This is a genomic window from Zeaxanthinibacter enoshimensis (assembly GCF_004362865.1).
GTDB lineage: Bacteria > Bacteroidota > Bacteroidia > Flavobacteriales > Flavobacteriaceae > Zeaxanthinibacter > Zeaxanthinibacter enoshimensis.
Map to the genome: position 1 here is coordinate 815,119 of NZ_SNYI01000001.1, position 12,830 is coordinate 827,948.

General features: G+C 46.9%; 14 protein-coding genes. 12 read left to right on the forward strand and 2 right to left on the reverse strand.

Annotated features, from left to right (window positions below; all coding sequences use genetic code 11):
- Positions 1–16: 16 nt before the first annotated feature.
- On the forward strand, positions 17–1,105 hold the full coding sequence (locus CLV82_RS03510) for an acyltransferase family protein (protein WP_133642903.1): 1,089 nt from the start codon (positions 17–19) through the stop codon (positions 1,103–1,105).
- A gap of 13 nt (positions 1,106–1,118) precedes the next feature.
- Here the strand turns inward: CLV82_RS03510 and CLV82_RS03515 are convergent, their stop codons facing one another.
- Positions 1,119–1,976: an alpha/beta hydrolase gene (locus tag CLV82_RS03515; protein WP_133642904.1), complete on the reverse strand. Its 858-nt coding sequence runs from the start codon at positions 1,974–1,976 to the stop codon at positions 1,119–1,121.
- A gap of 124 nt (positions 1,977–2,100) precedes the next feature.
- Here CLV82_RS03515 and CLV82_RS03520 point away from each other — a divergent pair, with 124 nt between their 5' ends.
- The 5 genes from CLV82_RS03520 (at position 2,101) to CLV82_RS03540 (ending at position 7,126) form a co-directional block, all read left to right on the forward strand.
- Positions 2,101–2,811, forward strand: coding sequence for an alpha/beta hydrolase-fold protein (locus tag CLV82_RS03520; RefSeq protein WP_133642905.1), 711 nt, complete (start codon positions 2,101–2,103; stop codon positions 2,809–2,811).
- A gap of 24 nt (positions 2,812–2,835) precedes the next feature.
- Complete coding sequence (locus CLV82_RS03525; protein WP_243744157.1) at positions 2,836–3,909, forward strand: ATP-grasp domain-containing protein; 1,074 nt, start codon at positions 2,836–2,838, stop codon at positions 3,907–3,909.
- Between the two features lie 24 nt (positions 3,910–3,933).
- Positions 3,934–5,031 (forward strand): carboxylate-amine ligase, encoded by a 1,098-nt coding sequence (locus tag CLV82_RS03530; RefSeq protein ID WP_133642907.1) that lies wholly within the window; start codon positions 3,934–3,936, stop codon positions 5,029–5,031.
- A 74-nt stretch (positions 5,032–5,105) separates the two neighbouring features.
- Positions 5,106–5,933 carry a type 1 glutamine amidotransferase gene (locus tag CLV82_RS03535; protein WP_208107964.1) on the forward strand — a complete coding sequence of 276 codons (828 nt, stop codon included), beginning with the start codon at positions 5,106–5,108 and terminating at the stop codon, positions 5,931–5,933.
- Positions 5,930–7,126: a hypothetical protein gene (locus tag CLV82_RS03540; protein ID WP_133642909.1), complete on the forward strand. Its 1,197-nt coding sequence runs from the start codon at positions 5,930–5,932 to the stop codon at positions 7,124–7,126. The genes CLV82_RS03535 and CLV82_RS03540 overlap by 4 nt, the downstream gene beginning before the upstream one ends.
- Here the strand turns inward: CLV82_RS03540 and CLV82_RS03545 are convergent, their stop codons facing one another.
- The gene (locus CLV82_RS03545) at positions 7,127–7,717 is read right to left on the reverse strand and encodes a riboflavin synthase (RefSeq protein ID WP_133642910.1); all 591 of its coding nucleotides are present in this window, start codon (positions 7,715–7,717) and stop codon (positions 7,127–7,129) included.
- 57 nt (positions 7,718–7,774) lie between these two features.
- Here CLV82_RS03545 and pdxA point away from each other — a divergent pair, with 57 nt between their 5' ends.
- From pdxA to accC, 6 genes are all read left to right on the forward strand, one after another.
- A complete protein-coding gene (gene pdxA, locus CLV82_RS03550) occupies positions 7,775–8,830 on the forward strand; it encodes a 4-hydroxythreonine-4-phosphate dehydrogenase PdxA (protein WP_133643452.1) in 1,056 nt (351 codons plus the stop codon).
- A gap of 103 nt (positions 8,831–8,933) precedes the next feature.
- Complete coding sequence (locus CLV82_RS03555) at positions 8,934–9,467, forward strand: YceD family protein (RefSeq protein ID WP_133642911.1); 534 nt, start codon at positions 8,934–8,936, stop codon at positions 9,465–9,467.
- Between the two features lie 9 nt (positions 9,468–9,476).
- Entirely contained in the window at positions 9,477–9,674 is a 198-nt protein-coding gene (gene rpmF, locus CLV82_RS03560; RefSeq protein ID WP_133642912.1) for a 50S ribosomal protein L32, read from the forward strand.
- A gap of 169 nt (positions 9,675–9,843) precedes the next feature.
- Positions 9,844–10,842: a beta-ketoacyl-ACP synthase III gene (locus CLV82_RS03565; protein WP_133642913.1), complete on the forward strand. Its 999-nt coding sequence runs from the start codon at positions 9,844–9,846 to the stop codon at positions 10,840–10,842.
- 28 nt (positions 10,843–10,870) lie between these two features.
- Positions 10,871–11,368, forward strand: coding sequence for an acetyl-CoA carboxylase biotin carboxyl carrier protein (accB, locus tag CLV82_RS03570; RefSeq protein WP_133642914.1), 498 nt, complete (start codon positions 10,871–10,873; stop codon positions 11,366–11,368).
- A 77-nt stretch (positions 11,369–11,445) separates the two neighbouring features.
- Positions 11,446–12,801, forward strand: coding sequence for an acetyl-CoA carboxylase biotin carboxylase subunit (gene accC, locus CLV82_RS03575; RefSeq protein ID WP_133642915.1), 1,356 nt, complete (start codon positions 11,446–11,448; stop codon positions 12,799–12,801).
- Positions 12,802–12,830 lie beyond the last annotated feature (29 nt).

Genomic DNA, 12,830 nt, shown 5'->3' on the forward strand with positions numbered 1-12,830 from the left:
TTATAAAATCCGACTTATGAAAGAACGCATTGTTTCGGTAGATATATTCCGGGGCCTGACCATAGCCCTGATGATCCTGGTTAATACTCCGGGAAACTGGGAACATGTTTACGGGCCGTTTCTACATGCCCCCTGGCATGGATACACGCCCACAGACCTGGTCTTTCCGTTTTTCCTGTTTATAGTGGGAACCTCTATTGTCCTGGCATACAGGAACAGGAGGCCTGATGCCTCCACTGTCAGGAAAATAAGCGTACGCAGTCTGAAACTTATAGGGCTGGGATTATTCCTCGGTGCCTTCACGCTCACCTTCCCCTTTTTTAAGGACTTTGAAGATATCCGGTTCCCGGGGGTGCTGCAGCGAATCGGGATAGTATTCTTTTTTGCAGCTCTGCTTTATCTCTATACCAACTGGCGGGTTATCCTGGCGGTGAGCATCATAATTCTCCTTGGTTACTGGGTTTGGCTGGGCTATATTCCACTTGAAGGAGGTTCACCGACCTATGAGAGAGCAGCGAACAACTGGACCAATTATATAGACCTGAACGTCCTGGGCACCCATATGTATAAAGAGGATTACGACCCCGAAGGTATACTAAGTACTTTTCCTGCCCTGGTGACTGCCTTGTTGGGCATTTTTACCGGCCGGGTACTGATATCGGCAAGGCCATCCAAAGTGATCACCATGGTTATAATGGGGGTAGTAATGCTGGCAGCAGGTTACTTGTGGGATGTCTTCTTCCCCATCAATAAAGCATTATGGACCAGCAGTTACGTACTGGTAACCGCAGGCTGGGCCAACCTCCTGCTTGCACTTATCTATTACCTGACAGATGTAAGAGGTTTAAAATTCGGCAGTATATTCAGGTATGCCGGGGCGAACGCCATCACAATTTATTTCCTCTCGAGTTTCTTCACTAAAATTTTCTACCTGGTAAGGGTGGGAGAAAATAACTCCCTCCACGGCTGGCTTTACAAGACCGTATTTGTCTATGAATCTATTTCCATGAAAACCTCTTCCCTGCTGTACGGTTTAACGGTTACCGCCTTTTACCTGCTTATAGCCTACCTGATGTATAAGAGGAACATATTTATAAAAGTATAAAGCAATGCAGGGTTTAATGCGATGGGCCTGACTCGATAGGGATACTTACCGGCACATCTTTCACCACCGGGAAAGCCCATTTCAGGAAGTCGGGGAATACCCGTGCCCAGGTAGGGAGGTCGTGCCGGCCGCCTTTTACTTCCACGTAAGTAATATCGCCGGGATAGGAATAACCTTTCTTCTGCAGTTCACGGATAAGGGCCTTGGTATCGTCAATAGAATCAATGACTCCATTCTTATTCCTGTCTGCAATTTCATCCTGGGTACCACACTGGAACCAGAACCTCATATCCTCCGCCCCGGGGTTTTTACTGACTAGATTTAGTACCATCCTGCTCCGGTCTTCCATGTCTCCCGGCACGTATGGCTTATCGCGCCACCAGAACGAACCGCTGAATACCCCAATATTCCTGAAATGTTCAGGATGGGAATAGGCGATATCAAAAGCGGATAATCCCCCTAATGACATCCCGCAGAATACCCAGTCAGAGGCCTTTTCCGATACTTTGAATTCGCGTTGGAGGAAGGGAATAAATTCTTCCACGATGAATTTGCTGTAGGCCGAAGCCCGATCTCCCCTTCCTTTATAATCAGGCGACCCGGAGATGCCGTACTCCTGCATCCTCCTGTGGTCTGTCTCGATTCCTATATAGATGAATGGGCTGAGGGTAGCATCGTTGAAGGCATTGATCAGGGTATTCTCCAGGGTCATAGCCCTGAAATCCTGCCCGTCATTCATCAGGAGTACAGGGAATGCCCCGCCTTCCGACTGATAATCTGCCGGGGCTACCCATCGGAATACAACTTTTCTCCTAAGATTTTTGGAATAAAATCGCCCTTTCAGGCTTATGATATCAATTTCAAACGACATGATCAGCTATAAAGTGCAAGTATACTTATTCCCGGGAATTATTCCGAACCTTCCCGCGTATAAAAAGACTTCAGTCAGAGGGATTTAGTTGTTAAAGAAAGTAAAATAAGCTACATTTAAGATAATGGCAACAGCAAGACACATCCAATATTACTCCAATATCCTTGGGCGTGATATTAACCTCGAAATAACCGGGCACTGGGGTCATCCCATCCTTATGTTTCCCTCTTCATACGGGAGCTATACACAGAACCGGGATTTTGGACTCAACCAGTCGGTGATGCATTTCATAGACCAGGGAAAGATCAAACTGTACAACGTGGAGTCTATAGACGGACTTACCTTTTACGCTGACAACCTTTCCTCGGAGGTGAAGATCCATAATTATGAATTGTATATGCAATTCCTGAAAGACGAGCTCATTCCCTATATACAGCAGGAATGCAATACCCACAGGATAGGTGTTGCCGGGGTGAGTTTCGGGGGGTACCATGCGGCCAACACCGCCTTCCGGTTCCCGGACCTGGTATCCCACCTGTTTTCAATGTCCGGGGTCTTTAATATCCGGAATTTTACCCCCTTGTCTGACGACATGAGGATCTATTTTAACTGCCCGGACGAATTTATGCAGAACGAGGAATCCTGGAAGTTCATGCATATGCAGATTGTACTCAGCACCTCTAACTGGGACAGTTGTAAACCTAAGAATGAACACATGGCCAACATACTGGCCAATAAGGGAATCCCGTACTGGTATGACGAAAAACAATGGATTGACCATGACTGGCCCTTATGGAAGATGGTGTTTCCCGAGTACATAGGCCGTTATTTTTGATCATTAACTAAAAGAACCAAATGCATTATGAAAAAAGTTGGAATACTATTCGGAATGGAGGATACCTATCCCTGGGCATTTATTGAGCGGGTAAACCAGATTGGGGATGGCAAGGTTAAGGCCGAAGCTGTACAGATAGATAAAGTACAACAGGGAATAGATTATGGATACCATGTGATCATTGACCGTATTTCCCAGGAAGTACCTTTTTACAGGTCCTACCTGAAAAATGCTGCCCTGATGGGAACTGCTGTGATCAACAACCCGTTCTGGTGGAGTGCGGATGAGAAGTTTTTCAATAATTGTCTCTCGGTGCAACTGGGTGTTCCCGTTCCCAAGACAGTATTACTGCCCTCCAAGGAAAGACCTGATGATACTACCGAGAAATCGTTCCGAAACCTCAGGGCTCCTTTGGATTGGGATTATATGTTTGATTATATCGGGTTCCCGGCCTATATGAAGCCCCATTCAGGGGGTGGTTGGAAAAGCGTGTACAAGGTAGAGAGCCCGGAAGACCTGTTTGCCAAACATGGAGAGACAGAGCAGCTGGTGATGATGTTACAGGAGGAGATCGTCTTTGACGATTATTACCGGGTATACTGCCTCGGGCAGAAATATGTTCACATTATGCCTTATGAACCCAGGAACGAGTTTCACCTTAGGTATGCAACCGAGTCCAAGATCAAGGGTGATGAGCATAAGAAGCTGATGAAGACTATCCACGACTTAACCATTAAGCTGAACAAGGCCCTGGGATATGATTTTAACACTGTGGAATTCGCGGTCAGGAACGGGATCCCATATGCGATAGATTTCTGTAACCCTGCCCCGGATGCTGATATAAATTCGGTAGGCCAACAGAATTTTGACTGGATCGTAGAACATTCAGCGAAACTGGCAGTGGAAAAAGCTAAGGCTCATAAGGCCAAAAAGAATAACTGCACCTGGGGGACCTTTTTACAGGAGGCTATCTCCGGCCCAAAGGGAACCAGGCCTGCGGGGTTAAAAACTGCTTCCGAAGCAAAGAAGACTGTCCTAAAAAAGCCGGTAGCAAAGAAGAAAGTCGCACCTACAAAGAAAAGTCCCACCAAGAATTAACAGCTACCGACCAAATCACAACAAATGGAAAAGTTTACATTGGGCATAGAAGAGGAATTCCAGATTCTGGATGGCGATAGCCTCATGTTGCGTTCACAGATGTCCAAGATCATTCAGGACGGACAGATCATTCTCAAGGAACGTATCAAGCAGGAAATGCACCAGTCCGTAGTGGAAATGGGAACCAATATCTGCGAGAACATCCAGCAGGCCCGCGATGAGGTCTCCTACCTGCGGCAGCAGATCATTGCCCTGGCCGGGAACGAAGGACTGAAGGTCGCGGCTGCCGGTACCCATCCCTGTTCCCACTGGAGAGACCAGCTGATCACCCCGGATCCCCGGTATGACCAGCTGATAGAAGAGATGAAGGATGTGGCCCGGTCTAACCTGATCTTTGGGATGCACGTTCATGTAGGCATTCCCAACAGGGAAGAAGGGATGCAGATCATGAATGTTGCCCGTTACTTTCTGCCACACCTCTATGCATTGTCAACTAATTCTCCTTTCTGGGAGGGACATGAGACCGGATTTAAATCGTTCCGGTCCAAGATCTTCGATAAATTTCCGCGTACCGGTATTCCGCCCTACTTCTCTAATGTGGAGGAGTATGACAGGTTTATCAACGTCCTCGTAAAGACCGGATGCATAGATAACGGGAAAAAGATCTGGTGGGATCTCAGGCTTCATCCCTTTTACCCCACAGTAGAATTCCGGATCTGTGATATGATGATGACCGTAGATGAGGTTATTTGTGTGGCGGCCCTTATGCAGTGTATAATTGCCAAGCTCATCAAGTTACACCGGAAAAACCAGAGTTTCAGAACCTACAGGCGTGTCCTGATCAATGAAAATAAATGGCGGGCAGGGAGATATGGTATAGAGGCGAAATTGATCGATTTCGGGAAAGAGGCCGAGGTGCCTTTTAAGAGCCTGATGATAGAATTGCTCGATTTTATTGACGATGTCGTGGTTGATATGGGTTGCCGTGCGGAAGTGAACTACGTGTACCAGATGCTCGAACAGGGATCCGGCGCAGACCGTCAGTTAAAAGTATTCCGTGAAACAGGAGACCTGGTGAAGGTGGTAGATTATATCATCTGTGAAACCTCTAAAGGGCTTTAGTTAAATTTTAGTGATACACCCTTTATAATCCGTAGATTTGCAGCTTGTTAATGCATGAGCGAGTAATGAAGAGAATGATAAGAATAGCAGTACTGGATATGAACGCAGGCCAACCTAACGAGGGGATGCGTTGTATCAGGAGCCTTGTAGAAGGTTTCCTGGCAGAGGATGATGTGGATGGGGTATACAAAGTCTTCGAAGTAAGGGTCGAAAAGCAATTGCCCGAGGTAGCAGAATATGACATTTTCATCTGCTCCGGCGGTCCCGGCAGCCCGAAAGATCAGGGGGAGGACTGGCAAAAAGCATTTAACGCTTTCCTGGATGAAGTGAAGGCGCACAATACCTCTGAAGAATATAAAAAACACCTGTTCCTGATCTGCCACTCCTTCCAGCTGGCATGCCAGCATTGGCAACTCGCGAAAATTACCAAAAGACGTTCCATGGCCTTCGGTGTCATGCCGGTGCATAAGACGCCGCAGGGGAAAGAAGAACCGCTGCTAAAAGACCTGGACGACCCGTTTTATGCGGTGGACTCCCGCGAATACCAGGTGGTCGAGGTCAGGCAGAAAAGGATGAAGGAATTTGGAGCCAAAGTACTCTGCAGGGAAAAAGAGCGGCCTAAGGTCCCCTTGGAAAGAGCCGTAATGGCGATACGCTTCTCAGAGGAGATCTTTGGAGTGCAGTTTCACCCGGAAGCAGATGCTGACGGAATGCATACACACTTCCAGAAAAAGGAGAAACAACAACTCATTATCAAACACAAGGGAGAAGAAAAATTCAGGGAAATGTTGTTACATCTCCGGGATGAGGATAAGATCTCCAAAACCCATGGCATCCTGATCCCGCAATTTCTCAGGAATGCCACCGATGCCATCATCCAATCTAAATTTGTCTCCGCATGATACCAGAAGTACGCGCCTCTTTTAATAGTTCATTTGATGAATCGCATTACCAGGCGCTGCTCGAGGATATGAAAACAAGGTTTGATGAAGCTGCAGGGTTCCGTATTTCCGAAACCCCGGTCTTTATCAGTAAGGAGGCAAAGGAAATGATATTCAGTGCCTGTGATGCGATCATAGAGCAAATAGGTAAACTGGATTTCTATGCCCTTCGTGAAAAGTATATCCCTGAAGATCTTCGGAGCGATACCCCTTTGGAAGACCCGCATTTCCTGGCCATCGATTTTGGTATGTGTGTAGGAGATAACGGGAAGATAGTTCCGCAGCTGATAGAATTGCAGGCATTTCCCTCCCTGTTCCTTTACCAGAATTACCTCGGGGCGGCTTACCGCAAATTTTATCCCGCCGTACCCATTGATCGCTTTGATTACCTCTTCAGCGAGTTGACTGCCCCCGCCTACCTGGAAAAAATGAGGCGGGTGATCCTGGGACCCCAGCCTGCTGAGAACGTGATCTTGTTAGAGCTCTTCCCTGAAAAGCAAAAAACAAGGATAGACTTCTGGGCGACCAAACAAGCGCTGGGCATAGAAGTGGTTTGCGTCACCCGCATCCTGAAAGAAGGGAGGCAGCTCTTTTACGAAAAGGACGGGAAGAAAGTTCGTATCCGCCGTATCTACAACCGGGTGATACAAGACGACCTGCTTCAATACCCGGACCTGGAATTACCTTTCAGGTTTAACGAGGACCTGGATGTCAACTGGATTTCACACCCCGATTGGTTTAACCTGATCTCCAAATCGATCATGCCCAGGCTGCAACATGAATATATCCCCACATCGTATTACCTGGATGAAAGACCCGGAAATCTGGACCTGCAGAATTATGTCCTGAAGCCTCTTTTTTCTTTTGCCGGGAAAGGCGTGGAACTGAATCCAACGGAATCTATGCTGGCCGCAATCCTGGATAAGCAGAATTACATTTTACAGCAAAAAGTAGAATATGCCCCGCTGGTAAAATGCCCTGACGGGTCTTATTCCAAGGTTGAGTTAAGGATCCTATATGCGAAGGAAGATAAAGAAGAACATCTTCAGCCGGTTATCAACCTGGCGAGGATGGGTAAGGGAAAACTTATTAATGTTTCCCATGCAACCGATGCTACCTGGATCGGATCTTCCGTATGTTATTTCGAATCTTGATTATTTCCGTAATTCCATATACCTGCTGACGTATTTGCCGATTACGTCAAATTCCAGGTTGACTTCCGTTCCTACCCGGTAAGTATTAAAGCGCGTGTGCTCATAGGTATAAGGAATGATGGCCACGCTGAATTCTGCATCCCCTGAATTGACCACGGTCAGGCTGACGCCATCAATGGTTATGGAGCCTTTTTCTATAGTGACATTACCGCTGCCTGCGTCATAGGTAAATGTAAAGAACCAGCTTCCGTCTTTCTCTTCAATAGCCGTGCAGATTGCAGTCTGGTCCACATGGCCCTGTACCAGGTGGCCGTCCAGGCGGGAACCCATGATCATGGCCCGCTCCAGGTTGACCATATCTCCTGCATTCAGATGGCTGAGGTTGGTCTTCTCCAGGGTCTCTTCAATAGCGGTAACCCGGTAGGTGTTACCCTTTGTCTCAACCACGGTAAGGCAGACCCCGTTGTGAGCAACACTCTGGTCTATTTTCAGTTCCCCGCTGAGGGAAGATTCTATAGTGATGTGAAGGTTTCCCCCGTCTTTATCCAATTGCTTTACCCTTCCCAAACTTTCAATGATCCCTGTAAACATGGTTCGTATAAAATAAGTAGTTTTGCTATGCAAAAATACTACATAACAATAGATTGGATGGAGGAGAAAGGAAAAATACGGCTGGGAATTTCTGTAGGAGACCTGAACGGGATCGGGTGCGAAGTAGCGCTCAAGACCTTTGAGGATTCCCGTATGCTGGATTTCTGTACCCCCGTGCTGTTCGCTTCCAGCAAAAGTATGGCGGCACAGAAGAATGCTTTGGGACTTAATGTCACCTACCACGGGATTCAGAAAGCCACAGAGGCAGTAGACGGTAAGATCAACGTGGTGAATATCTGGAAAGAAGTTCCGGAACTCGAATTTGGAAAATCGACCAAGGAGGGAGGGGCATACGCGATCCGTTCCCTGAAAGCCGCGGTCAAAGCTTTGCGGGATAATGAAATTGATGTGCTGGTCACCGCTCCTATCAACAAAAATAATATACAGGCCGAAGATTTTAAGTTCCCCGGGCATACAGACTACCTGGCAAAGGAATTGGAAGGCGAAAGCCTTATGTTCATGATCACGGACGGGTTAAAGGTGGGCTTACTTACCGATCACGTTGCCGTGAAAGATGTGGCCCAGGCCATCACACCACAACTTATTCGCAAGAAGGTGCGGACAGTAATGAACTCGCTCAAGGCAGACTTTGCTATCCGTAAGCCGAAAATCGCCATACTGGGGATCAACCCTCATAGCGGGGATAATGGCCTGATCGGGAAAGAGGACGAGGAGGTGCTGAAACCGACTATTAAATTACTCAATGATGAAGGTAACCTCGTATTCGGACCGTATTCCGCAGACAGTTTCTTTGGTTCCGGCTCCTATACCGATTTTGATGCAGTGCTGGCAGCATACCACGACCAGGGGCTGATCCCTTTTAAAACCCTGTCGTTTGGGAAAGGTGTTAATTTCACGGCAGGGCTCAATAAAGTGCGTACATCCCCTGATCACGGGACGGCATACGAGATAGCCGGGCAGGGGAAGGCAGATCACAGTTCCTTTAAAGAAGCCGTCTTTGCCGCCATCAATATCTTCCGGAACAGGCAGGAGTACGAGGAGTTAACAGCGAATCCACTGCGTAAATACAAGAAAAAAGCGGAGCGGTTCTAGGGTAAAGAGTTGGGGTACAAGGTGCCGCGGGGAATATTTTGTATTTTTGATTGGGATTCTTGAAAATTAAAGTATCTTTGCAGGCCTTAAACGAGTGTTAGAAATGATGCAGCATAAGGAATTCAGTGTTCCTTTCTCAGGATTGAAGCAAGGGAAACACGAGTTTAAATTTGAAGTTGATAATTCGTTCTTTGAATCTTTTGGGTATGAAGAGTTTAACGCCGCTGCGATTACATTGCACCTGGAGTTAGATAAAAGGAGTACGATGCTGGAGTTGGAACTCAGGGCAGAAGGAAGCGTAAACGTGGACTGCGATCTGAGCAGTGAACCTTACGACCAGCCGATCGAGGCTTCCCTAGAACTGGTGGTCAAATTCGGAGAGGAATACAATGACGAGGACGATGAGATCCTGATCATTCCTCACGGGGAACACCAGATCAATATCGCTCAATATGCCTACGAGATGCTTGTACTGGCAGTTCCTGCGAAACGCATTCATCCAAAAGTAGAGGATGGCAGCATGAAATCGGAATTACTGGAGAAGTTAGAAGAATTACAACCCAAAGAAACGAAAGAGAATAAAGAAGATACAGATCCCCGTTGGGACGCACTGAAAAATTTTTTAACGGATAAATAAGTATTAAAAATGGCACATCCAAAGAGAAAAATCTCAAAGACCAGAAGAGATAAGAGAAGAACACATTATAAGGCTTCTGTGCCAACCATAGCTAAGGATCCTACGACCGGCGAAATGCACCTGTACCACAGGGCTCACTGGCACGAAGGTAAACTTTACTATCGTGGACAGGTTTTGATCGACAAAACTGAGGAAGCTACGGCCTAATACCAGGGCTATAAATTATTAACTCCCACTTGGATAAAGTGGGAGTTTTTTTATGGATTTTCAATGGGCCTGAAAAATCCCCAGAATGGAAAGAAAGTCGTAAAAAATCCTTACTTTTCACCCATTATGGTGCATTTCTCTAGGTTTCTCGATAAAAATCATTCACAACATGAATAATATATCGGCAGCAATCACGGCTGTAGGAGCATACGTTCCAGAGTTTCGTCTGACTAACAAGGTCCTGGAAACCATGGTGGATACCAATGACGAATGGATCACAACCAGGACTGGGATCAAGGAACGCAGAATTTTAAAAGACAAGGATAAGGGAACTTCTTACCTGGCTATCCAGGCGGCGAATGACCTGATCCGGAAAAAGAACCTAGACCCGGCAGAAATAGACCTGGTCTTACTGGGGACAGCAACTCCTGACCTGCCTGTAGCTTCCACAGCGGTCTATGTCGCTTCAGAAATAGGGGCGGTAAATGCTTTTGCCTATGATATTCAGGCCGCCTGCTCTAATTTCCTTTACGGGATGTCTACCGCAGCCCGGTATATAGAGTCGGGCAAATACAAGAAAGTATTGCTGATCGGTGCAGATAAAATGTCATCAATCATTGATTATACGGACAGGACTACCTGTATTATTTTTGGTGATGGCGCAGGAGCAGTGCTTTTTGAACCGAACGAGGAAGGATACGGTCTGAAGGATGAGTTCCTTAGGTCTGATGGTAAAGGAAGGCAATTCCTGAAGATCGAGGCCGGGGGATCACTGATGCCGGCATCTGAGGATACAGTTAAAAACAACCTTCACTTCGTATACCAGGACGGAAAATCTGTCTTTAAGTTTGCCGTTTCTAACATGGCTGACGTGGCAGCGAAGATCATGGAGCGGAATGAACTGGAGCACGATGACGTACAATGGCTGGTACCACACCAGGCTAATAAGAGGATCATTGATGCTACAGCTAACCGGATGGGCGTAGAAGCAGATAAGGTTATGATGAATATTCAACGGTATGGAAATACCACTTCTGCAACACTTCCATTACTGTTAGCCGATTACGAAAAGCAATTGAAAAAAGGAGATAATCTGATTTTTGCCGCCTTTGGAGGTGGCTTTACCTGGGGATCCATTTACCTTACCTGGGCATACGATTCCAACTAAAAGAGAGAACTATTCTAAACCTAATTCCATGGATATTAAAGAGATTCAAAGTTTAATTAAATTTGTGGCAAAATCGGGAGCCAGCGAGGTAAAACTGGAAACCGATGAGATCAAGATCACCATTCGTACCGGGGCGGCAGACAGCGGTCAGGAGCCTACCTACGTACAGCACATCCCCATGCAGGCAGCTCCTGCTCCCCAACCGGTTCAAATGCAACAACCTGCTGCTGGTGGCGGAGGACAGGAAGCAGCAGCCCCCAAGGCAGAGTCTGATGAGAGTTCAAAATACATTACCATCAAATCCCCTATCATCGGTACTTTCTACCGCAAACCATCTCCGGATAAACCTGCTTTTGTTGAGGTAGGAGACAGCATCGCAAAAGGTGATGTTCTGTGTGTGATCGAGGCGATGAAACTCTTTAATGATATAGAATCAGAAGTTTCAGGTAAAGTAGTAAAGGTTCTAGTGGACGATTCTTCACCCGTGGAGTTCGACCAGCCTTTATTCCTTATTGATCCATCTTAAGTATAATCATACGATCCGGGAAAATTGCAGACCTCCTATGAGGTCGGCCTTCTGAACGGACCATGAAACTGAACGCTATGTTTAATAAAATACTGATAGCAAACCGCGGAGAGATCGCCCTGCGAATCATCCGGACCTGCAAGGAAATGGGCATTAAGACTGTGGCTGTCTATTCTAAGGCGGACGAAGAAAGTCTCCATGTCAGGTTTGCAGATGAAGCGGTTTGTATAGGACCGGCTCCCAGCAGTGAGTCCTACCTGAAAATACCGAATATTATAGCCGCGGCAGAGATCACCAATGCAGATGCCATCCATCCGGGCTACGGGTTCCTTTCTGAGAACTCCAAGTTCTCCAAGATATGTGCCGAGCATGATATCAAGTTTATCGGGGCTTCCGGTGAGCATATTGATAAAATGGGAGACAAGGCAACTGCCAAGGCGACCATGAAAGAAGCGGGAGTACCAACCATTCCCGGATCTGAAGGCCTGCTGAAAGATGTGGATGACGCTAAAAAGGTGGCCAAGAAAATGGGCTATCCAGTGATGATCAAGGCTACCGCAGGTGGTGGAGGTAAAGGAATGCGCGCCATCTGGAAAGAAGAAGACCTGGAAGCAGGATTCAACAGCGCCGTAAAAGAGGCAACAGCTGCTTTCGGGAACGGCGGTATGTACATGGAGAAACTGATCGAGGAGCCACGCCATATAGAAATACAGATCGTCGGAGACCAGTATGGTAAGGCATGTCACCTTTCTGAAAGGGATTGTTCTGTGCAACGTCGTCACCAAAAACTTACAGAAGAAACTCCTTCCCCTTTTATGACCGATAAACTTCGGGAGAGTATGGGGAAAGCTGCTGTTAAAGCTGCGGAGTATATCAAGTACGAAGGAGCCGGTACCGTAGAATTCCTGGTAGATAAGCACCGTAATTTCTATTTCATGGAAATGAATACCAGGATACAAGTAGAACACCCGATCACTGAACAGGTGATCGATTATGACCTGATCCGGGAGCAGATCCTTGTGGCCGGTGGGGTGCCGATCTCCGGTAAGAATTATTACCCGAAATTACACTCTATCGAATGCCGTATCAATGCAGAAGACCCTTATAACGGTTTCAGGCCATCCCCCGGTAAGATCACAACGTTACACACCCCGGGAGGGCATGGAGTGCGGCTGGATACCCACGTTTACAGCGGTTATACTATTCCGCCGAACTACGATTCAATGATCGCTAAACTGATCACCACAGCCCAGACCAGGGAAGAGGCGATCAACAAGATGAAAAGAGCCCTGGATGAATTCGTGATCGAAGGGATCAAGACTACTATTCCCTTCCACAGGCAACTGATGGATCACCCGGATTACCTGGCGGGGAACTATACTACCAAGTTCATGGAGGATTTTAAAATGAATCCCCCCGAAGAAGAATCTTAAGGGAAAGAACATAATGAAAATGGAGGCAT

Excerpts from the sequence above, each read along its gene's own strand:
- CLV82_RS03510 (WP_133642903.1), top strand. The coding sequence starts at position 17 with ATGAAAGAACGCATTGTTTCGGTAGATATATTCCGGGGCCTGACCATA.
- CLV82_RS03515 (WP_133642904.1), bottom strand. The coding sequence starts at position 1,976 with ATGTCGTTTGAAATTGATATCATAAGCCTGAAAGGGCGATTTTATTCC.
- CLV82_RS03520 (WP_133642905.1), top strand. The coding sequence starts at position 2,101 with ATGGCAACAGCAAGACACATCCAATATTACTCCAATATCCTTGGGCGT.
- CLV82_RS03530 (WP_133642907.1), top strand. The coding sequence starts at position 3,934 with ATGGAAAAGTTTACATTGGGCATAGAAGAGGAATTCCAGATTCTGGAT.
- CLV82_RS03535 (WP_208107964.1), top strand. The coding sequence starts at position 5,106 with ATGATAAGAATAGCAGTACTGGATATGAACGCAGGCCAACCTAACGAG.
- CLV82_RS03540 (WP_133642909.1), top strand. The coding sequence starts at position 5,930 with ATGATACCAGAAGTACGCGCCTCTTTTAATAGTTCATTTGATGAATCG.
- CLV82_RS03545 (WP_133642910.1), bottom strand. The coding sequence starts at position 7,717 with ATGTTTACAGGGATCATTGAAAGTTTGGGAAGGGTAAAGCAATTGGAT.
- pdxA (WP_133643452.1), top strand. The coding sequence starts at position 7,775 with ATGGAGGAGAAAGGAAAAATACGGCTGGGAATTTCTGTAGGAGACCTG.
- CLV82_RS03555 (WP_133642911.1), top strand. The coding sequence starts at position 8,934 with ATGATGCAGCATAAGGAATTCAGTGTTCCTTTCTCAGGATTGAAGCAA.
- rpmF (WP_133642912.1), top strand. The coding sequence starts at position 9,477 with ATGGCACATCCAAAGAGAAAAATCTCAAAGACCAGAAGAGATAAGAGA.
- CLV82_RS03565 (WP_133642913.1), top strand. The coding sequence starts at position 9,844 with ATGAATAATATATCGGCAGCAATCACGGCTGTAGGAGCATACGTTCCA.
- accB (WP_133642914.1), top strand. The coding sequence starts at position 10,871 with ATGGATATTAAAGAGATTCAAAGTTTAATTAAATTTGTGGCAAAATCG.
- accC (WP_133642915.1), top strand. The coding sequence starts at position 11,446 with ATGTTTAATAAAATACTGATAGCAAACCGCGGAGAGATCGCCCTGCGA.